We start from the raw sequence: 18,066 nt of genomic DNA, 5'->3' as shown, positions 1-18,066 counted from the left end.
TGCGAGGCGGACGAGTCAGAACGGCGAGTCCGGGCCGCCGTCCGGCAGCTCCCAAGCCCTGCTGCTCTTGCGGTCGGGCCAGATCCGGGAGGCCACGTCTTCGTCCTCGGGGACCGGCCCGCCGGTGTAGGCGATCGGATACTGGCCCTCGGGGCGGAGCCCGCCGTCCCGCAGGATCGAGCGGGCCGCGTCGATTAGGTGGGCGTCGGCCTCGCTCTGCCCGCGGCCCACCATCCGGCGCGCGGCGGCCAGGAACGCCGAGCTCATCCAGCGCAGGATGTGCCGGTCCAGGGACACCAGGGCGGAGACGTCCACCTGGCGGGGTGGCAACGTCTTCTCCGGGTCGGTGTGCGGATCGCCCCAGTCCGGGGAGCCGCCCACGTTCACCACCGGGGCGCCGCCAAAGTCGCTGTTGAAGGTCGTTGAGGCCAGGCTGCGGCACATCTCCGACACGGCCAGCACGTCGAGAACCGGGCTGTTGTGGAAGAGCCGGCCCGGGTCCAGCGCGTAGGTGCCGCGCCCCGGCTCCCCCCGGATCAGCCCGGCCGCCTGCAGCTTGGCCAGCGCCGACGCGGCGGTGCCCATCGCCACCCCGTACGCGGCCATGAGCGCGGTCTGGGAGGGGAGTTTGCCTCCCGGGGCGATGAGTCCGCGGTGGATGGCCAGGGCGAGATCACCCGCGATCCGCTCAGCGGGCGTATCGGTCGAAGTCGTCATGGCGACAAACCTATCAGGCAATCTAGATCGGTCGATAGGATGGCCGCGCCAAGGAGGTCGACATCGCCGCCGCGGAGTGCCCCGAGCGGGTGAATTTCCCCTCGCGTACGCGGGCGCAGTAGGAGGTAGGTGCCCAACTTGCCCTTATTTCAGGCCTCTTGACGAGATATCTGACGATGTGTCAGTTTCTGTCGCACCCAGTCCCGGGCACCGAGAGAGGACCACCTGATGACCCAGCACCACCCCCAGCCGGTCGACGTGCGGCTGATCGGCGGCGACGTCGCCGTCCGCGCCCTGGCCGAGTCGATCGCCGCCACGCCCGGCAGCACGCCCGCGTCCTACGCCCCCAGCCACCGGGGAGCCGGTCTGCGCGCCTACCTGTCCGTGGTGGTCGACCCGGCCGCCCTGGCCCAGCCCGGCGGCCCCGAGGCGAAGGCCTCGCCCGCCGCGCGGGCCGACCAGGCCAAGCGCCGCCGCGACCTCGGCGCCGAGGTCGGCGCCCTGATCGACGGCGAGCGGGCCCTGCGCACCGCACCGTGGGCCCCGGCGCGGGCCGGCGACCTGCTGCACATCCACTTCGAGGGCGCCCCCGGCGTGCCGGAGTTCGGCGAGACCTACCTGGTCGAGCGCGACGGCTCGGGCGACCTGGTGCTGCGGCTGCTCACCGCCACCCCCGAAATGGCCGGCGCGGCTGGCGCCTTCGCGCCCGGCGACCTGCCGGGCGACCCGCTGTTCGGCCCGTGGATGGAGGCCGGCCCCCGCCAGCTCACCCTGGTGCGCGCCGGCCGAGTCGTCCACGACGGCCCCAACACCATCTGACCAGCGAAGGAGTACAGGCCATGACCCGACTGACCGAGTACCGCGAGGACCAGGCCGCCAGCCGCCTGCGGGTGCCGATCGCCGCCTTCCGGTGGGCCGTGCGCGCCGGACTCGCGCCCAAGCCCGACGTCGGCCCGGGCCGGTGGTCCCGCGCCGCGGTCGAGGCGATGGACCGCGCCGCCATCGCCTCGACCACGCCCTACACCCTCAGCGGCAGCCAGGCCGCCGACCGGATCGCCCAGGCGATCGGCCGTCCCAACGAGCCCAGGCAGCGCGCCAGCGTGACCGCGTTCGTGGTGCGCCGGCTGATCGACCGAGGGCTGCTGGTCGACCTGTCCGGCAATCCGGACGGCTCGCTGCTGCACCCCGAGCAGCTCGCCGAGGTGTGCCGGCGTGAGGACCTGGTCCAGCTGGTCGCCGACGAAACGCCGCTCGGCCCCGAGCAGTCCGCCGAGCACCTCGGCATCCGCCGCGCCGATTTCGACCACGTGGTCCGCCTCGGCTGGCTCAGGCCGGCCGAGCACTTCGAGGTGCGGTTCGGCACGTCGAAGGCCGGCGCCGTCTACGTCCCCGCGTTCCGGGCCGTCGATGTCGAGCGGCTGTTCGCGGCGCATCCGGAGGTGGATTGGCAGGCCGTGCGCTCCCTCGGTAAGGGCGCGCGCTCCCCGTTGGCCAAGCTCAAGACGGCCATGGCCGCGAGCTGAAACCGTAGGTCGGAGCCGCTGTCACCGAGTTGAGAACGAGCGGTTGGCGTGCTGGCGCGTCAGCGCGCAGACATGCTGACGCGCTGTCACTCTTGCGCTACTGCCCTAACTATGCGCATAGTTGGGGCGTTGGAAGGCGCCGGGAAACCGGACCAAGACCGGGGCCCGGCGTCCTTCCGGCGCGACTCGCACACCCAGTTGCGGGCCACGCCGGCCCGCCGACCGACGGAGCACCCGCACCATGGCGACCCGAAGAAAGCCGGCCGACGAGCGACGACAGCGACCCGCCGGCAGCACCGTACGACGCAACCTCACGCTGACCGAGTCCACCGTCGAGACCGCGGAGAAGCTCGCCGGGGCTCGCTCGCTGTCGCTGATCGTGGACCAGCTTCTCGCCGATTGGGTCGAGAGACAGCGGGCGCCGAAGCAGCCCGCCGGGATGGGAGAACCGCCCGTGCGAGTCGAGCACGCCGTCCCGTCGATCGACCGCTGAGACCAGCGTCACGCGGTGGCTGCCCACTGCTGGGCAGCCACCGCGGCCGGCACAAGGAAGTCTGATCAGCACGCACACGCCACGCCAGCGCGCTGGAACGCCAGCGCGCCAGATTGGAGAACGGCACCGATGACCACCCTGCCGAGCCAGATGACGGCCGACCAGCTCACCACCGCCGCCGCCGAACTGCTGGACAAGGCCCACCAGCACCACGAGCCGGCGGAATCCGCCGCCCTCGCCACCGGGCTGCTCGCGCTCGCCGCCAGCCTGCGCAGCCTGCCGGGCGCCGACCACACCGCCACGACCGCCGACTCGGCCACGGGGCAGAAGTGCAAGCACTGCGGCGCGACCGTCCGGTGGCTTGCCGGCAGCGGCCGCCCGACCTGGCGGGGCGAGCACGGCACCGACTACTGCAGCCTCGCCCCCCAGATGGCCGGGTCCTGCCACGACGTCTGACCCGACCCCCGCCCACCTTCGGCGGCCCAGACCTCTCACAGCCGGGCCGCCCCCGACCCCCGAAAGGACCCGAGATGCGGACCCTGAACTGCGTCTTCTGCGACATCGTCGCCGGCATCGCACCGGCCGACGTCGTGCGCGAGTGGCCCGACGCGGTGGCGATCCGCCCCCGATCCGGTGGCGTCCACCCCGGGCATCTGCTGGTGCTCCCTCGTGCCCACGTCGCCGACGTGGGCACCGACCCGGCCGTGTCCGCGGCCACGATGGCGCGCGCCGCCGAACTCGCCGCCTCCCTGCCGGCCGCGAACGTCATCACCAGCAAGGGCACGGAGGCGACGCAGACCGTGTACCACCTGCACATCCACGTCGTGCCCCGCGCCGGCGGCGACGGCCTGCCGCTGCCCTGGACGCCCCAGCACATCGCCCGCACCCGCACCGAGAACGGAGACCAGCAGTGATCAATCTGGTGATGGCCCGCGAGCCGTTCCCCGTCGCCGGCCCGAGCGTCTTTTTGGCCGGCCCCACCCCCCGACTCGGCGGCCCGGTCGAGTCCTGGCGCCCCGCCGCCCTCGCCGAACTCGCCGCCCAGTGGGACAGCGACCTGCCGCTGACCGTCTACTCGCCGGAGTCCCGCGGCGGGAAGCGGGCCGAGCACTACGACGACCAGGTCGGATGGGAGACCGCCGCCCGCGAGGCCAGCGACGTGGTGCTCTTCTGGATCCCCCGCGACTTGGACCACATGCCGGGCTTCACCACGAACGTGGAGTTCGGACTGGATGTGACGGCGCGCCAGGTGGTGCTGGGCTGCCCGCCCGACTGCGCCGCCCCGGACCGGAACCGGTACCTGGTGTGGGTCGCCCGCCAACACGGCGCGCCCGTACGGGAGACCCTCGCCGACACCGTCGCCGCCGCCCTCGCCATCACCGCGGCCCGGTACGAGGCGGTGGTCGAGCGCCGCCCGGCCGACGCGCTGCCGGTGCCGATCAGCAGCACCGTGGTGAGCACCGGCGCCGAGGCCGACGACGGCCAGCTGCACGAGGACCTGCGGGTGCTCGCTCCGGCCGCCACCGCCGCGCTGCGGCTGCTGGCCGACGCGATCAGCAAGCGCCGCGCCGACCACTACGACGTTGTCGACGCCATCAAGGCCGCGGGCCTCCCCGACGCGTTCGCCAGCGTCTTCGACGCCGCCGCCGATGCCGCGTGGGCCCGGCACGACGCCGAAGGCGGCGACCCGTACGACGTCGACGTGCGCCTCGCCACCGAGAACCTGTCCGGCGCGGCCAGCGACATCCGCGGTGCCTTCACCTGGATCTGAGAGCACAGGCCCGAGGTCAAAGAGGAGACGACGATGGCGAACGGCACGGCCAACAACCCGCCCGAGGGCGAGTGCCGGCAGTACTGGCGCCACGCCTACGCCACCCGAGGTGCACGCGCACCTCGGGTGGCGCGAGGACCGCCCCGAGTGCGTGGACCACATGGTCAACGGCCACCCCGAGGCCATGATCGTGCAGTGAACCGAGCCGGCCCCGCCGGGGCCTGACTGCTCCCAGCAAGCGCGCCAGCGCGCCAGCGCGCCGTCACGGGCGACCGCACCACCAACCAGCAACCGCAAGGAGACGCAGTGTTCGACACCACCCCCGACCCCTCCCAGTCGGCCGACGACCTGGCGACCGGTCCCACCGAGCAGGACCAGGCCGAGGAGTACACCGAGGACCTGGAGGTCATCCGCTACACCGCCGACGTGGTGTGCATCCGCACGGGCCAGATCCCCTCGGTGCTGGTGATCGAGCGCCGCTGGCCCCCGTACGAGGGTCAGGACGCTTTGCCCGGCGGCCACGTCGACCGGCGCGAGACCGCCCGGAAGGCCGGGGCCAGGGAGTTGCTGGAGGAGACCGGCGTCAAGGTCGACCCCGCCGAGCTGATCGAGATCGGCATCTTCGACGCCCCCGACCGCGACCCGCGCGCCCGGTACGTCAGCGCCGCCTACGCCGTCGTCGTCCCGGCCGGCACGCAGGCCACGCCCGGGGATGACGCCGCGACGGCCCGGTGGATCCCCCTGGAGGAGACCCGGGACAGCTACGGGCTCGCGTTCGACCACGACCAGATCCTCGCCGCCGCGCTCCGCCAGCTCCGCTAACCGCGTTCACCCGCACAACCCCAGCGCGGGGCGGCCCCGACCTCTCAACAGCCAGGCCGCCTCGCCCCAACTCCCGGAAGGACCACCACCGATGAACAACTCCACCTCCCGCGCCGCCCGCTTCGCCGCCGTCCTCGGCCTGCTGCGCGCGGCCGGCGACATCGCGGACCACTGGGTGCAGTCCGACTACTGCGCCCAGGTCAAGGGAGCGACCGACGCCGCCCCGGTCGTCTACCGGGACGAGCGTACCCAGGCGGAGACCACCCACGGCACCGCCGACGGCATCAAGGGATGTGTCTGGCACTGCTGCACCTACACCGCCACGCAGGGCCTGGTCCTGCTGGCCGGAGCGAAGGTGCTCGGCCTCAAGCTCCACCCGGCCGCCGTCGTCGGCGCCCTCGCGATCTCGGGTCTGACCCACTACGCCGCGGACCGCCGGGTGCCGGGCGGTCTGCTGCAGCGGCTCGCCGAGGGGACCGGCAAGAGCCGGTTCTACAAGCTCGCCGACTTTGGCATGAATGGGTCATATGCCCTTGATCAGGCCTGGCACCACGGAGCCGAGACCGTCGCCGCGGCCGTCGCCGCGATCTGACACCTGACCAACCCACCACACCCACCGCAGCAGTGGGGCGGCCCAGACCTCTCACAGCCGGCCGCCCCACCTGTCCCCGAAAGGACGTTCCAATCATGACCGAGACCGACATCACCACCGACACCCGCCCCGCCCGCGCCATCGCCACCGACGCGCTCGCCGAGAACGCCAGCCCCCTGCAGGTCCAGCGCGGCATTCTGGCCGCCCTGATCCACCTCGGGGACCTGCTGGTCGAGGAGGGCGACAAGACCACGGCGAACGCCGAGGAGGAGCTGGAGGACCAGGCCCTCGCGGTGCTGGAGTCCGCCGGCCCCGAGGGCGCCACCGACCCCGCGTTCGCCGAGCTGCTCGCCGAGCACGGCCTGACCGTCACCCGCCGCCAGCGCCAGAAGTGGCTGGAGCGCTGGAGCTGGGGCATCAGCGCCGTCAAGCACATCACCGAAAGCGGCCTGTACGTCTTCGTCCACGCCACCCACGCCGGCGCCCAGGCGTAGAACCGACCTGACACCCCGAAGCGGGGCGGCCCCGACCTCTCACAGCCGGCCGCCCCGCCCAACTCCCGGAAGGACCACCACCGATGGACTCCAACACCCCGCCCGAGTGGCTCGCGGCCGCCGAAGCCGAGTACGACGCCCTGCCCAGCACCGACGAGATCCAGCGCCAGGCCAGCGAGGTGAACGCCACCCTCACCCGCCTCGGCATCACCCCCATCAGCCCCGCCACCGCCGGCACCGGCGGCGTGATCGCCGCCGAGCTGCTGGCCGTCGACCCGCAGCGCGAACTCTGGGGCGTGGCCGCCGCCTACGAGGACGGCGCGGTCGTCCTGCAGGCCGAGGGCTGGGAGTACGACGACGACTTCAACCTCGGCGAGGCCCTGACCAGCCGGGCCCAGGTGATCCACGTCCACCGCAACGGCATCCCGGTCCCCCCGCCGGTGCGCAACCTGCGCAACGAGGCGCTGCGGTGCGCCGGGGCGGTCAGCGAGACGATCGACCCTGGCCTGTACGAGGTGGCCGTCCAGATCCGCGGCCTGACCCTGGCCGTGCTCGCCCTGGCCAGCACCCGGGCCTGACCGTCCCGGTGACCGAACTCCCCGCCGTCCCGGCCGCTCTGGCGGTACGGCGGGGTCCTCGGCCACCAGGCCGGCCGCCCGGCCCGGGCGGCAAGCGCGCGAGAAGAGGCACGATGCAGAACCCCGAACCGGATCCCTTCGGCTTCGGCGCCCCCGACCCGGCCAGCGCCTACGACGACGCCCCCGACCTGCTGGACGAGGCCCCGCTGGTCCTGGCCATGGCCGGGGACCTCCTGGCCGACCGGCTGGACCCGGACGACGAGCGCGAGTTCAGGCTGCGCCAGGCCGCGCTGTCCGACCGGACACACCTGGCCGCCGTCAAGGAGGGCCAGGCTGCCGAGCTGGTCGAGCGCCTGGCCCGGGTGGCCGCCCGGGACGCCTACGACTTCATGCGTGACGACGCCCTGGCCAGCGGCGAGGAGCTGGCCGAGGCCGGCCCCTGGCTCGGCGAGCACGGCCCCACCTCCCCGCACTGGGAGGCGCCCGGAGGCATGGCCGCCTACGTCCGCACCGAGTACCTGCTGGCGCGGCGGAGCCGGCCGTGAGCCTGGGCCCCCACGTGCACACCGTCCACTGCGACACCGACGGGTGCCTGGCCGCGTTCTCCGTCACCATCCTTCCGATGGCCCCGGACGGCACCGCACACGACCAGGCCGAGCGGGTCGGGTGGAAGGTCCACAAGTTCCGGCCCTTCGACCCGCTGGACGACCCGTTCGCCCCGCCGGAGAACGATGACCGGTGCCCGGCCTGTCAGGCCGGCCGCGGCCCGGTCACCGCCACCGGCACGTGCGCCTACTGCGGTGGCCGCACCACCGTGCGCACCGGCACCTGCCGCTGGTGCGACCGCCCGCAGCCCGACCCCACCCGAGACGACCAGGAGGTGCCCGAGTGACCGCCGCACCCACGCCGGCCGACCAGACGCACGCCCACGCCGCGACCCTGGCGGCGCTCGCCGCCCACCAGGGCGCGGGGGCCGAAGTCCGCTTCCGCGCAGGCCAGATGATCCTCCGGCAGGGCGACCTCTCCGACCACGTGCTGCTGCTGCACGCCGGACTCGCCAAGGTCACGCTGCGGAACAGCACGGACGAGGCCGGGATCGTCCTCGCCCTGATCAGCGCGCCGGACGTCCTCGGCGAGCAGGCCGCCCTGCACGGCACGCCGCGGTCGGCGTCGGTGACCGCCGTGACCGACGTGGTGGCGCTCGCCGTCACCGGTGCCGGCTTCCGGGCCCTGCTGGAGGAGCACCCCGCAGCCGCGGCCGCGCTGGTCGGGATCGTCGGCCAGCGGCTGCGCGCATCCGACCAGGCCCGGCTGGAGGCGGCCACGCACACCGTCGCCCAGCGGGTCGCGTCGCGCCTGGTGGCCCTGGCCCCGCAGATCGGAGACGTCGACCCGGAGAGCGGAGCGGTGCGGTTCCCACTGACCCAGCAGGACCTGGCCGACTGGGCGGGCGCCTCCCGCGAGGCGATCGTGCGAACCCTGCGGCTGCTGCGGGACCAGGGCGTCGTGCTCACCGAGCGCCGGCAGATCGTCGTCCAGGACCTGGCCGTGCTGCGCGCGCTGGAAGGGGTGCCCGGTGGCGACTCCCGCGCGTAGACACCGCTGGCTGCTGGGCATCCGCGAGCAGCTGACCACCGGCGTCGACCTGCTCGACATCGAGGTGGAGGAGGAGGTGCGGCTGTGGCTGGAGACCCTCGCGGACCCGGAGTTTGCCGCCGTGCTCCGCTTCGCCGAGCTGCTGGCCGTCCAGGGGCGCGAGCTCACCGAGCCGTACGCCAAGCGGCTGGAGGGTGGCGTGCTGGAGTTGAGGCCCGGCCCGTATCGGATCACCTATTGGTTCCCGCCGGACCGGGGCGCGGCGGTGCTGCTGACCGCGTTCAGGAAGCGGCGGGACAACGACCGGCCGGCGAAGGCGCGGGCCTACGCGGCGAAGGCGTCGTGCGAGCAGCACCACCAGGCACCCAGGGGGCATGATGTATGGAGCCGCAGCGTGAAGGAGGGCCGGCGATGAGCAGGGCCAGCGACGTGCACACCCGGTGGTCGATGGCGACCGACGGATGGGAAGAGCACCCGGCCTACGTCGCCGCCAGCTGGCGGATGGCCCTGGCCGGCGCCGTCTACGAGCAGCGCACCGCCCGCGGCTGGTCGCACGGCCAGCTCGCCGAGGCGGCCGGCCTGGCCGCCGATGTCGTCGAGGACATCGAGGACTCGGCCGTCGACCCGACCGTGCCGATCCTGCAGGCCCTCGGCCGCGCCTTCGAGGCCGACGCCCAGCTCGCCCTCGCCCAGCCCGACCCCGACCTGCGGTTCGTGCCCCGCGCCGCCTGAGCACCCCGACGGAAGCCCGCCTCCCTGAGCAGCAGGGAGGCGGGCTTCGCCGCGTCTAGGGCCCGCCCGCCGGCGCGCTGACGTGCGGACACGCCAAAGCGCCCGCACGCCCGAGCGGATCATCCGCCCAGGTCACAGCCGTCTCCGAGTGACGGCGCCGGTGTGGGCGCAGGCCCGCGTGTGGCATGGTGTCCACGGCGTACGGCCACGAGAGGAAGGTGCGGGATGGTCCGCAGGACAGTGCGAGGGACCGGCCGCCGGCGGCGCAGGGGCTTGCGCATCGCGGTGTGCAACAACAAGGGCGGCAGCGCCAAGACCGCGCTGGTGGTGAACACCGCGGCCGCCCTCGCCGAGGCTGGCGAGGACGTCGACGTCTACGAGCTGGACCCGCAGGGCAACGCCAGCCGGCGCCTGGCCGCCCGTCCCACCATCACGGACGTGTCGATCAGCGAGGCGATCAAGGCCGAGGATCCCGGTTGCGTGATCGACGCCCTGCGCCCGTGCGGCTGGGGTGTGGAGGAGGAAGAGCAGCCGGACGGCACGGTGCGCCGGGTGGAGAGCATCTACAGCCGGCGGATCCGCGTGGCAGGCGCACGATTCGACTTGGAAAACAGGATCACGGAGCTGGAGGCCGGTGCGCACCTGCGGTTGAAGACCGCCATCGGCGACGTAGACGAGGGCCGCATCTCCCTGCTCGACACCCCGCCGAACCTGGGCCACCTCACCCAGCTGGCCCTCGCCGCCGCCGACATGGTGATCCTCGCCGTCGAGACCGAATACGACGGGGTGGAGGGCGCCATCCGCGTGTCCGACTTCATCAAGCGCAAGGCCGAGGCACTGGGCAATCCCGACCTGGCCGTGGGCCTGGTCGTCCCCACTCACTACCGGCCCGGGCTCAAGTCCCACGACTTCCACCTCGGCACCATGCCCGACCAGTTCCCCGGCCTTGTCTGGTCCGCCTCGGGCCCCGACGGAGAACCGATCAGGGCCATCCACGAGCGCGCTGTCATCAAGGACGCCTGCGACGTCGCCCTGCCGCTGCGCCTGTACGGCACCGGCCCCGGCAAGGAGATGGCTGCGGTCTTCGACCTGCTGGCCGCCCGCGTCATCAAGTTCAGGAAGGAATTCGCTGCGTGAGCCAGCGTCACCAGAAGACCCCCGCCGGACGGACACCCCTCACGGCGAACCCCGAGGAGCTTGACGTCGGCGGAGCCTCGGGCGCCAAGCCGCCTCGCAAGACTGCGGCCAAGCGGGCGCCGGCGGCCAAGCCCGCGCCGACGGCCGAGTCGGAGCCGGAGGCCGATGGGCTGGACTGGGACACGTTCTCGACCTACGCGCCACGGACCCTGCAGAAGCAGTTTGGTGCGGTGTGCGAGTTGCGGGGCATTGAGAAACGCGAAGGGGTCCGCCAGGCGCTGTTGCTCTTCCTGGCGAAACACCCGCTGGAGAAGTTGCTGCGAGAGCAGCTCGGCGGCCGCTGAGAGCGGCACGGCGAAGGCCGTCACCACCGAGGTGGTGACGGCCTTCGCCGTTAGCCCGCCAGCCCGTGGGCGCGCTGGAGGCCTGGCCCGCTGGTGTGCTCGCCTGCTGGTCCGTGGCCCCGCGGGCAAGCAGGCGCGCCACGCCCTGGGAATGTCAGCGAAATGCTGACACCTGGGGCTTGTCAGTGGAATGCTGACATCATGACGACGAATCCGGTCAACTCCTACGAGTTGCGGCGCGCGGCACGCGACCTCCTGGCCGCCCGCGGCAACCACGACTCCTACGTCCCCGTACACCGGCTGCTCCGGGACGCGGTGAACGAGGGCTATGCCGCCCACACCAGTTCCAGTTCCGGCGCCGAGCCGCTCCCGGACGAGGTGCTGCTCGCGGGCCTCACCCTCGTCGGCGAGGCCCGCGAGGATCTGGACAACACCGAGCGGGCGCTGCTCGACTACGCCCGAAAGCAAGGGATCAGCTGGGAGCGCATCGCCCGGGCCCTCGCATTGAAGAGCCGGCAGAGCGCCGAGGTGCGCTACCAGCGGCTACAGGGAGGGGGCAGCGGTCGCGACGTCGCAGACCGCCGCCGGCAGGTGCTGCGCGAGCGCGCAGAGAACGAGTGGATCCGCGAGAGTGAGGAGCAGATGCGCGAAGTGGCCGACCGACTGGTCGACTCCTCCGGCGCCTGGCCGCAGGAGGACGGCCAGTACGGCACCCTGCACATCCACCTGCAGACCCTGGCCGGCCAGCTCGCCACCGGATCCGGACCCGAACAGCTGCACACCACGCTGTCGCTGGTTCGCTGGGAGCTGGCCCCGCCGGGTCGCCCGGCTGATGGACCGACGCCGACCGGTCGGGCGGCCGTCGACGCGGAGGAGGCCCGCGCCGCGCTGCTGGAGCTGATGAGCGAGCGTTTTGCCGCCGGCCAGCAGGCTGTCAATCAGCGCCAGCGGGTCAACGCGGCCAAGCGGGCCGCCGCGAAGGCTGGGCAGGCGGCGAAAGGCTGACGACCCTGGTTCCCGTTCGTCCCCCAACGCGGCGTCAGCGTTTCGCTGACGCCGCGTTTGGCGTGCCAGCGCGCCAGTTTGCTGGCGCGCTGCCGTGCCCTTGCCGGAGCCGGTCACTCGGTCAAGCCCGGGTTAGAGCTTGAAGCCCTGCCGCCGCAGCGTCTCCCGCATCGTGCCGAGGTTCTTCCGCGTGGACTTGAGGTTGCGGTCGGCGAACTCGATCGTCCTGACCAGGGTGTCCTGGTCGATCTCGGAGCGGTTCACCAGGTTGAGCAGGTTCCCGGCGACCAGCATCGCCGGGCCAGCCACGTCGGTGAACATGCGGCCCTCGCCGTCCACCGCCTCATGCAGCTCGACGGCCGTGCGGTTGATCCTGTCGTTCAGTACCACCGCCCAGCCGCGCGCGGCGCCGCGCACGTCGCCATCGGCGTAGGTCATCATCACCGACAGGAAGCCCTCGGTCGCCTTCGGCAGCTCGGTGCGTTCCAGCTCGCGCGAGTGCGTCTCGACCACTGCGAGCAGCGCGCCGAGCAGGAACACCGGATCGTTGCCGCCGGGGTGGTCGTCCATGCCGGTGAAGCCCAGAGCGGAGAGCGCGCCGCGCAGTTGCTCCGGCGTGGCCAGCGGACGGTCGTCGTGTGTCATGGCCGCCCATCCTGGCAGAGGGCGGCTTCCCGACGCTGGCCGTTCGCCCGGTCTGCTGACGAAGCGGGCGCCGTGTTGACGTTGCCCTGATGTGGGTGGCGGTGGCCGGTCGGGCGTGGCACGGTCGAGGTATGGACCGCGAGCGGCTGGAGGAGCTGACGCCGGCGGCGCGGGCGGCCGGTGCCCGGTACGCCCACCTGCTCGACCTGGTGCAGCGCTGCGCGGGCGCGATCAACGGTGGAAGCTGGGCGTACCTCGCGGAAGTCGCCGGCGAGCTGTCGACCACGGCCGACGAGCTGTCCGCCGCGGCGAGCGCGCTGACCCGCGAGGCCCGGGCGTCCGGGCCTCGGGACGTGCTGGGCGCCGCCGTCGACCACGTGACCGGCGTGCGGCACGAGGAGCTGGTCGCCCTGCTGCACCGGCCTGCTGGTGGTCACCAGGGCGTTGACGATGAGGACGGCCGCGGTGTCGACGCCGCCCGCGGGTGACCGGTCACCACACCCGGGTGACCTCGGAGGTGGGCCCGCCGCCGTGGTGGTAGCGCAGCACCGCCTCGGCCAGGTGGGCCCGGGCCTGGCGCAGCCGGATCTCCTCCGCCCGCCCGGCCTCGCGGGCCTGGTCGCACGGCCCGGCTTCGCCGGCCACCGCGGTCACCCCAGTGTGGAGCTCGCCGAGCGCCTGCTCCCAGCGGGCCAGGGCCCGCAGTGCGGCCCGCACCCGGGAGGTGACGCCGATCGCCGGCTCGGTGCCGGCAGCCTGCGCATCGGCGGCGGCCTGCTGCAGGGCGTCGGCATCGAGGCCGTCGAGGAGCTCTCGCCACGGCTCGGTGCGCGCGGTGTGCCGGGCGACGAGGACGAGCTGTTGCGTGCGGGTGTCGGGCCGATCCTCGGTCGGCACCCACGGCGGCGTGCGGGGCGCCTGGACGGGGGAGCGGGGCGTCAGCGCGCCCCGGGGGCCCAGGCCCCGGGGGGTATTCACGGGCACGGGGCGCCGACGGGCGCCGGGTCGAGCTCGGCGACGGCCCGGTTGGGGAAGGACACCGGTTCTCCTCTGCTGGGCTCACCAGGATTCCACCCCAGGTCAGGCCCGGGAAATCGGGCCTCGCGGAAGTCGGCGCGCTGGCGCGTGAACGTGTCGGCGGGCCAGCGCGCCGACCGTTCGCCCGGACAACTTCACCACCCCAGCCAGACCGGGCCCGCTGTTCCAGGTAGCGGCGCGAAGCGCCTTGTTGCCTTGAGGCCAGCCGTCGAGCGGGCCGCGCCCGGCACCGCTCGCGAGGCCGCCCCGCGGCCGAGGGGGCGGTGCCGGAGCAGCGCGGACCGCACAGGCCGCACCCGGACGCGAGGCCGGCCCCGTGCCTGCGTTCGGTGTTCCTCTTTATCTTTGATCCCAGCCAACATCGGCGCGGCGTCCCGGCATGGACGGCTGGGGACGGCAGACGTGGATGCCGCGCGGGGTTGTGCACGGGGCCTCACCGGCCCGGCACGGGCCCGCAGGCCAAGGTAAAGAGGCTCGCCACCGGCCCCGTGTGCGGCCCCGCTCCGCTTCGGCCGCCCTCGGGCGGCCTTCTAAGCCACGTTTATCTCCGGAGATAAACGTGGGGCAGGGTCGGCTCTCCGGGCCCCGGTTTATCTCCGTTGTTTCTTCTTATCCCGTCCGATCATCACCTCAGTACCTGTTCACATGTGGTTGCGGTCCAGAGCCCACCGGGGCGGGGGTGCCCGCTGATTTCCGTTTCTTGTCTATCTCCGTAGAAACTTCTTCCATGGGAATGACGCAGCTCGCCCTTGAGGCCGAGGACCTGGCGGCCTACAAGGCCGCCGTCAAGCGCCACCGCACCGAAGAGGAGCGCTGGCTCACCGAGGCGCGCAAGGAGGCCGACGCCGAGCCAACCAGGACCGCCCGGGCCGAGGCCCGCAGGGCCGTCCGCGCCGAACTCGCCCGCCGGCGGGAGGCCGGCGAGCTGCTCGGCACCAGCGACATGGTGCTCGCCGCCGCTCTGCACCGGGTCCTCGCCGAGCGCGGGATGGGCGGCGAGTACGAGCCGCTCCCGCCGGGCACCACGTCGCGCGGCCGGCCAGTGGGGGACAGCGACAGGCGGCACGGCCACGTCCGCGGGTCGGGTGGCTACCCCAAGAAGAAGCTGCGGGTGGAGCTGCCCGAGGAGCTCGATCAGCAGTTGCGCCGGGCCGTGTACTGGGAGACGTGCGAGGTGATCAAGCAGCTCTTCTCCTGGCAAGACCGGTGGGGCGACGCCCCGGAGGTCCGCTACGAGCGGGCCATGGCCAAGGGGGTGCCGGCCGCCTTGGCGGTGTTGTCCGCCGCCCTCGCCCCGCGCGCCACCCGGGAGGCCCTGAGCGAGCGCGAGCGGCTGCGCGCCCGGATCGTCACAACCGGCGACCTGCTGCGGGCCGCCGTCAAACGCGCGGCCGCCGAGGCCCAGGAGCTCCCGCTCGACCTGAAAGCCCCGGAATCGGCGTCAGCGAAACGCTGATGCCCGACAAGTGAAGGTCCGCCACCCCGACCGGGGATGGCGGACCTTCGCTATTCGATGGAATTATCCCAACCCATAGCGCATATGTACGATTTTGGGATCAGGATTCGGGCGCCATGTCGACAAAGCGGGAGTAATGGCCCTGGAACGCCACGGTGATCGTCGTCGTCGGGCCGTTGCGGTGCTTGGCCAGGAGCAGGTCGGCCTCGCCGGCGCGGGCGCTCTCCTTCTCGTAGGCGTCCTCCCGGTGCAGCAGGATGACCATATCCGCGTCCTGCTCCAACGATCCCGACTCCCGCAGGTCACTGACCATGGGCCGCTTGTCGGTCCGCTGCTCGGGGCCGCGGTTGAGCTGGCTCAGCGCGATCACCGGCACCCCGAGTTCCTTCGCCAGGAGCTTGGTTCCCCGGGAAATCTCGCTGACTTCCTGCTGGCGGTTCTCGGCGCGGCGGCCGCCGTACTGCATGAGCTGCAGGTAGTCGATGATCACGAGGCCGATGCCCTCGCGCTGGTGAAGACGTCGCGCCTTCGCCCGGATCTCCATCATCGACTGGTTGGGGCTGTCGTCCACCCAGAGCGGGGCTGCCGTCACCTCGGGCATCCGGCGCGCGACCCGGGCCCAGTCGTCATCGGTCATGTTGCCGGAACGCATGTGGTGCAGGGCGACCCGGGCCTCGGCCGACAGCAGCCTCATGTTGATCTCGTCCCGGCTCATCTCCAGCGAGAACAGGGCGACGCCGATCCCATTCCGGATCGCTGCCTCGCGGGCGACATCCAGGCCTAGCGTGGATTTGCCCATGGCCGGACGGGCAGCAATGAGGATCATCTGGCCGGGCTGCAGGCCGTTGGTGACCCTGTCCAGGTCCACGAACCCGGTCGGCACGCCGGACAGCTTGCCCTTCTCTCTCTCCCCCCACGCCTGCAGCAGGTCCATGGTGCCCTCCATGCTGTCGGAGGTCCGGACCACCTGTTCCTCGGTGCGGACGTTGGCGACGGCCGTCACCTCGGCCTGCGCCGAGTTGACGATCTCTTCGACGTCGCCCTCGCCCGCATACCCCATGCCCGCGATGCGGGTACCGGCCTGCACCAGGCGCCGCAGCACAGCCTTCTCCGAGACAATCTGCGCGTAGTAACCAGCGTTCGCAGCGGTGGGCACCGAGTTGACGAGGTCGTGCAGGTAGTGCGCGCCGCCGACCTTGGCCAGCTCACCGCGCTTGGTGAGCTCGGCCGCCACTGTGACGGGGTCGGCGGGCTCACCGGCCGCGTACAGGTCGAGGATCGCCGAGTGGATCATCTCGTGCGCGGGTCGGTAGAAGTCGGCGGGCTTGAGGATCTCCACCACGTCGGCGATGGCGTCCTTGGACAGCAGCTCGCCGCCCAGGGTCGACCGCTCGGCGTCCAGGTCCTGCGGGGGCACTCGCTCGAAGCTGTCGGTCTGTCGGCCACGACGACGAGCCGAGGCCTCGCTGGTGTCGCTCCAGTCGAGCGGCTCGGGCTCGGGCCCCTCGGTCGGCTCCGGCGAGTACTGCACGGGTACGCTGGTCATTGATCGTTCCTGTTCGAGAGATGGGTGTGATCGCTGGCCGCCGGGGCCTGGCAGGGCTTGCCGGCGGCCTCATGCTGTCCGGAGGGGTTCAGTTCCCGGCACGCATGAGTTCTTCGAGGGCCGCGAGAGTGTCGGCGCGGTCAGCCGCGTCGAGTTCGGCGTCCTTCGCGAGCTTCTTCTGGTAGCCGGCGGCCCGGCCGCCGCGCTGACGGCGGCGGGCGTCACGGCTGGCCGGGATCGCGTTCCGTGCCGTCTTGGTGAACAGCTCCCTCACGGCCTGCGGCACCTCGGCCCCGGTCGGGCCGTCGGCGGACTCCACATCGTCCAGCCCGGTCGGGTCCTGCTCTGCTGCGTAGTCCGGCCCGGCCAGGCAGATTGCGCAGGTGCTGGCCTCGCGCCGGGGGTGGTACTCGCACGGCTCGGAGGGACCGGTCGATCCGGGGTCGGCGTCCGGGCTGCTAGCAGCAGGCCGGTACCGGGGAAGGTGACCAAGCCGATACTGCAGGGTCTTCGGGTAGCTGTCGATCGGCCGAGCACCGGGCTTCTCCTGAGTCAGCTCCGCCACCAGCTCCGGACCAAACGGCCAACCCTGCTCCAGGTGGACCTTGACCAGCAGGCCGGCGGACCGGTTCGCGGCCGTGATCCCGCACTCCCAACGCCCCGGCAGGCTACGGAGGAACTCGCGTGCTGCCTGCTTCAACTCCGCCATCTCAGCGCGCGAGGGGCTCTTCGTCTTCGCGAAGCGAATCCCTCCCCCCGGTCCGGCCTCAGCCCCCACAGGCGGAACCGTTGTGGTGTGAGAGGTAGCAGGGGGGGTTTTAACCTCCGGGGGGGTGTGGGGGGGTGCAGACTCACCGCTTCCCGGCACCCGGTAAGCGGTCTGACCTGCGGGAATGGACCGCTCACCGCTTACCGGGTAGCCGGATGCGGCTACACCGCTTCCCGGCACCCGGTAAGCGGTCTGAACTGCGGAAACGTCATTTGTCACACTGTCAGCCTGCACCGCTTCCCGAGACCCGGTAAGCGGTACGACCTGGGCCTTCGCGCGGGCCACCGCATCGGCCTGAGCCTGTGCGCGGGCCAGCGTCTCGGCCGACGTAGTGGCCTGGCCGTGGTCCGGGTTGTCCGCGGGGTCCTCGTACGCGAGGTAGACCACGCGGCCCTTGCGGCCGCCGCCGTCCTTGTGCGGGAGCTGGACACGGTGGATGTAGCCGGCTGCGATGATCCGGGCGAACGCCTCGTAGACGGACCCCCGGCCAACCAGCACCGACTCGTTCTTCGCCGAGCGGATGCCGAGGGACTGGAGCCGTTTCCAGACGATCTGAGGCGTGATCTCCTCACCGCTGGCGATGGCGAACAGGAGGTGCGTGAGCACCAGGTGGTCGAGGGCGTGCACCAGGACCCCGCCGAAGGTCATCCCCCGGTAGATCGTGACAGCCTTGGCCGGGGCGCCACGTAGGATGGCGCCGGACTCTTCGATGCCGAACGCGGCCCCGGTCATCGCGCTACCCCGGCCGCGGTCTGGTTGGCCGTCCGCGATTCGGGGCGCGACACGCCACCCAAACGGCTGATCACGG

The 18,066-nt window shown here is 72.4% G+C and carries 25 protein-coding genes; 20 read left to right on the top strand and 5 right to left on the bottom strand.

Translation table 11 applies throughout. The annotated features are described in order from the left end of the window. Positions 1 to 15 precede the first annotated feature (15 nt). The gene (locus ACZ51D_RS38025) at positions 16 to 717 is read right to left on the bottom strand and encodes a winged helix-turn-helix domain-containing protein (protein ID WP_465664817.1); all 702 of its coding nucleotides are present in this window, start codon (positions 715 to 717) and stop codon (positions 16 to 18) included. A gap of 228 nt (positions 718 to 945) precedes the next feature. On the opposite strand from ACZ51D_RS38025, the gene ACZ51D_RS38020 reads away from it, so the two are divergent. From ACZ51D_RS38020 to ACZ51D_RS37935, 18 genes are all read left to right on the top strand, one after another. After that, the gene (locus tag ACZ51D_RS38020; protein WP_465664816.1) at positions 946 to 1,536 is read left to right on the top strand and encodes a hypothetical protein; all 591 of its coding nucleotides are present in this window, start codon (positions 946 to 948) and stop codon (positions 1,534 to 1,536) included. Between the two features lie 20 nt (positions 1,537 to 1,556). Then, positions 1,557 to 2,240: a hypothetical protein gene (locus ACZ51D_RS38015; protein WP_465664815.1), complete on the top strand. Its 684-nt coding sequence runs from the start codon at positions 1,557 to 1,559 to the stop codon at positions 2,238 to 2,240. 241 nt (positions 2,241 to 2,481) lie between these two features. After that, positions 2,482 to 2,733, top strand: a complete 252-nt coding sequence (locus ACZ51D_RS38010; RefSeq protein ID WP_465664814.1) for a hypothetical protein — start codon at positions 2,482 to 2,484, stop codon at positions 2,731 to 2,733. Positions 2,734 to 2,862: 129 nt separating this feature from the next. After that, complete coding sequence (locus tag ACZ51D_RS38005) at positions 2,863 to 3,189, top strand: hypothetical protein (RefSeq protein ID WP_465664813.1); 327 nt, start codon at positions 2,863 to 2,865, stop codon at positions 3,187 to 3,189. Between the two features lie 74 nt (positions 3,190 to 3,263). After that, positions 3,264 to 3,647: an HIT family protein gene (locus ACZ51D_RS38000; RefSeq protein ID WP_465664812.1), complete on the top strand. Its 384-nt coding sequence runs from the start codon at positions 3,264 to 3,266 to the stop codon at positions 3,645 to 3,647. Beyond that, entirely contained in the window at positions 3,644 to 4,504 is an 861-nt protein-coding gene (locus ACZ51D_RS37995) for a nucleoside 2-deoxyribosyltransferase domain-containing protein (protein WP_465664811.1), read from the top strand. The genes ACZ51D_RS38000 and ACZ51D_RS37995 overlap by 4 nt, the downstream gene beginning before the upstream one ends. A 348-nt stretch (positions 4,505 to 4,852) precedes the next feature. Further along, a complete protein-coding gene (locus ACZ51D_RS37990; protein WP_465664855.1) occupies positions 4,853 to 5,326 on the top strand; it encodes an NUDIX domain-containing protein in 474 nt (157 codons plus the stop codon). A 91-nt stretch (positions 5,327 to 5,417) separates the two neighbouring features. Further along, positions 5,418 to 5,918, top strand: a complete 501-nt coding sequence (locus tag ACZ51D_RS37985) for a hypothetical protein (RefSeq protein WP_465664810.1) — start codon at positions 5,418 to 5,420, stop codon at positions 5,916 to 5,918. Positions 5,919 to 6,013: 95 nt separating this feature from the next. Continuing rightward, entirely contained in the window at positions 6,014 to 6,412 is a 399-nt protein-coding gene (locus ACZ51D_RS37980) for a hypothetical protein (protein WP_465664809.1), read from the top strand. An 83-nt stretch (positions 6,413 to 6,495) separates the two neighbouring features. Further along, positions 6,496 to 6,990 (top strand): hypothetical protein, encoded by a 495-nt coding sequence (locus tag ACZ51D_RS37975; protein ID WP_465664808.1) that lies wholly within the window; start codon positions 6,496 to 6,498, stop codon positions 6,988 to 6,990. Positions 6,991 to 7,103: 113 nt separating this feature from the next. Then, positions 7,104 to 7,535, top strand: coding sequence for a hypothetical protein (locus ACZ51D_RS37970; protein WP_465664807.1), 432 nt, complete (start codon positions 7,104 to 7,106; stop codon positions 7,533 to 7,535). Next, positions 7,532 to 7,882: a hypothetical protein gene (locus ACZ51D_RS37965; RefSeq protein WP_465664806.1), complete on the top strand. Its 351-nt coding sequence runs from the start codon at positions 7,532 to 7,534 to the stop codon at positions 7,880 to 7,882. The genes ACZ51D_RS37970 and ACZ51D_RS37965 overlap by 4 nt, the downstream gene beginning before the upstream one ends. After that, a complete protein-coding gene (locus tag ACZ51D_RS37960) occupies positions 7,879 to 8,586 on the top strand; it encodes a Crp/Fnr family transcriptional regulator (RefSeq protein ID WP_465664805.1) in 708 nt (235 codons plus the stop codon). Before ACZ51D_RS37965 ends, ACZ51D_RS37960 begins: the two co-directional genes overlap by 4 nt. Then, on the top strand, positions 8,567 to 9,001 hold the full coding sequence (locus tag ACZ51D_RS37955; protein ID WP_465664804.1) for a type II toxin-antitoxin system RelE/ParE family toxin: 435 nt from the start codon (positions 8,567 to 8,569) through the stop codon (positions 8,999 to 9,001). Before ACZ51D_RS37960 ends, ACZ51D_RS37955 begins: the two co-directional genes overlap by 20 nt. Next, positions 8,998 to 9,318 (top strand): helix-turn-helix domain-containing protein, encoded by a 321-nt coding sequence (locus tag ACZ51D_RS37950; RefSeq protein ID WP_465664803.1) that lies wholly within the window; start codon positions 8,998 to 9,000, stop codon positions 9,316 to 9,318. Before ACZ51D_RS37955 ends, ACZ51D_RS37950 begins: the two co-directional genes overlap by 4 nt. Positions 9,319 to 9,591: 273 nt before the next feature. After that, the gene (locus ACZ51D_RS37945) at positions 9,592 to 10,455 is read left to right on the top strand and encodes a ParA family protein (RefSeq protein ID WP_465664802.1); all 864 of its coding nucleotides are present in this window, start codon (positions 9,592 to 9,594) and stop codon (positions 10,453 to 10,455) included. Then, complete coding sequence (locus ACZ51D_RS37940; protein WP_465664801.1) at positions 10,452 to 10,799, top strand: hypothetical protein; 348 nt, start codon at positions 10,452 to 10,454, stop codon at positions 10,797 to 10,799. Before ACZ51D_RS37945 ends, ACZ51D_RS37940 begins: the two co-directional genes overlap by 4 nt. Before the next feature lie 201 nt (positions 10,800 to 11,000). Further along, positions 11,001 to 11,804, top strand: coding sequence for a hypothetical protein (locus ACZ51D_RS37935; RefSeq protein WP_465664800.1), 804 nt, complete (start codon positions 11,001 to 11,003; stop codon positions 11,802 to 11,804). Between the two features lie 132 nt (positions 11,805 to 11,936). Here the strand turns inward: ACZ51D_RS37935 and ACZ51D_RS37930 are convergent, their stop codons facing one another. Continuing rightward, entirely contained in the window at positions 11,937 to 12,449 is a 513-nt protein-coding gene (locus tag ACZ51D_RS37930; protein WP_465664799.1) for a hypothetical protein, read from the bottom strand. A gap of 131 nt (positions 12,450 to 12,580) precedes the next feature. On the opposite strand from ACZ51D_RS37930, the gene ACZ51D_RS37925 reads away from it, so the two are divergent. Next, positions 12,581 to 12,937, top strand: a complete 357-nt coding sequence (locus ACZ51D_RS37925; protein WP_465396240.1) for a hypothetical protein — start codon at positions 12,581 to 12,583, stop codon at positions 12,935 to 12,937. 4 nt (positions 12,938 to 12,941) lie between these two features. Here the strand turns inward: ACZ51D_RS37925 and ACZ51D_RS37920 are convergent, their stop codons facing one another. Further along, the gene (locus tag ACZ51D_RS37920; protein ID WP_465664798.1) at positions 12,942 to 13,346 is read right to left on the bottom strand and encodes a hypothetical protein; all 405 of its coding nucleotides are present in this window, start codon (positions 13,344 to 13,346) and stop codon (positions 12,942 to 12,944) included. An 868-nt stretch (positions 13,347 to 14,214) separates the two neighbouring features. On the opposite strand from ACZ51D_RS37920, the gene ACZ51D_RS37915 reads away from it, so the two are divergent. Continuing rightward, on the top strand, positions 14,215 to 14,943 hold the full coding sequence (locus ACZ51D_RS37915; RefSeq protein ID WP_465664797.1) for a hypothetical protein: 729 nt from the start codon (positions 14,215 to 14,217) through the stop codon (positions 14,941 to 14,943). A gap of 100 nt (positions 14,944 to 15,043) precedes the next feature. On the opposite strand, the gene dnaB is transcribed toward ACZ51D_RS37915, so the two are convergent. Both dnaB and ACZ51D_RS37905 read right to left on the bottom strand, forming a co-directional pair. Further along, entirely contained in the window at positions 15,044 to 16,489 is a 1,446-nt protein-coding gene (dnaB, locus tag ACZ51D_RS37910) for a replicative DNA helicase (RefSeq protein ID WP_465664796.1), read from the bottom strand. An 88-nt stretch (positions 16,490 to 16,577) separates the two neighbouring features. Next, on the bottom strand, positions 16,578 to 17,990 hold the full coding sequence (locus ACZ51D_RS37905) for a hypothetical protein (RefSeq protein ID WP_465664795.1): 1,413 nt from the start codon (positions 17,988 to 17,990) through the stop codon (positions 16,578 to 16,580). Positions 17,991 to 18,066 lie beyond the last annotated feature (76 nt).

The organism is Kitasatospora sp. NPDC033851 (genome assembly GCF_055576085.1).
This window is presented reverse-complemented; position numbering and strand designations above follow the sequence as displayed.

What these genes read in the sequence shown, in the direction of transcription:
- ACZ51D_RS37905 (WP_465664795.1), bottom strand. Translation starts at nt 17,990, where the DNA reads ATGACCGGGGCCGCGTTCGGCATCGAAGAGTCCGGCGCCATCCTACGT.
- ACZ51D_RS37975 (WP_465664808.1), top strand. Translation starts at nt 6,496, where the DNA reads ATGGACTCCAACACCCCGCCCGAGTGGCTCGCGGCCGCCGAAGCCGAG.
- ACZ51D_RS38025 (WP_465664817.1), bottom strand. Translation starts at nt 717, where the DNA reads ATGACGACTTCGACCGATACGCCCGCTGAGCGGATCGCGGGTGATCTC.
- ACZ51D_RS37985 (WP_465664810.1), top strand. Translation starts at nt 5,418, where the DNA reads ATGAACAACTCCACCTCCCGCGCCGCCCGCTTCGCCGCCGTCCTCGGC.
- ACZ51D_RS37950 (WP_465664803.1), top strand. Translation starts at nt 8,998, where the DNA reads ATGAGCAGGGCCAGCGACGTGCACACCCGGTGGTCGATGGCGACCGAC.
- ACZ51D_RS38020 (WP_465664816.1), top strand. Translation starts at nt 946, where the DNA reads ATGACCCAGCACCACCCCCAGCCGGTCGACGTGCGGCTGATCGGCGGC.
- ACZ51D_RS37930 (WP_465664799.1), bottom strand. Translation starts at nt 12,449, where the DNA reads ATGACACACGACGACCGTCCGCTGGCCACGCCGGAGCAACTGCGCGGC.
- ACZ51D_RS37925 (WP_465396240.1), top strand. Translation starts at nt 12,581, where the DNA reads ATGGACCGCGAGCGGCTGGAGGAGCTGACGCCGGCGGCGCGGGCGGCC.
- ACZ51D_RS37980 (WP_465664809.1), top strand. Translation starts at nt 6,014, where the DNA reads ATGACCGAGACCGACATCACCACCGACACCCGCCCCGCCCGCGCCATC.
- ACZ51D_RS37915 (WP_465664797.1), top strand. Translation starts at nt 14,215, where the DNA reads ATGGGAATGACGCAGCTCGCCCTTGAGGCCGAGGACCTGGCGGCCTAC.
- ACZ51D_RS37970 (WP_465664807.1), top strand. Translation starts at nt 7,104, where the DNA reads ATGCAGAACCCCGAACCGGATCCCTTCGGCTTCGGCGCCCCCGACCCG.
- ACZ51D_RS38000 (WP_465664812.1), top strand. Translation starts at nt 3,264, where the DNA reads ATGCGGACCCTGAACTGCGTCTTCTGCGACATCGTCGCCGGCATCGCA.
- ACZ51D_RS37935 (WP_465664800.1), top strand. Translation starts at nt 11,001, where the DNA reads ATGACGACGAATCCGGTCAACTCCTACGAGTTGCGGCGCGCGGCACGC.
- ACZ51D_RS38015 (WP_465664815.1), top strand. Translation starts at nt 1,557, where the DNA reads ATGACCCGACTGACCGAGTACCGCGAGGACCAGGCCGCCAGCCGCCTG.
- ACZ51D_RS38005 (WP_465664813.1), top strand. Translation starts at nt 2,863, where the DNA reads ATGACCACCCTGCCGAGCCAGATGACGGCCGACCAGCTCACCACCGCC.
- dnaB (WP_465664796.1), bottom strand. Translation starts at nt 16,489, where the DNA reads ATGACCAGCGTACCCGTGCAGTACTCGCCGGAGCCGACCGAGGGGCCC.
- ACZ51D_RS38010 (WP_465664814.1), top strand. Translation starts at nt 2,482, where the DNA reads ATGGCGACCCGAAGAAAGCCGGCCGACGAGCGACGACAGCGACCCGCC.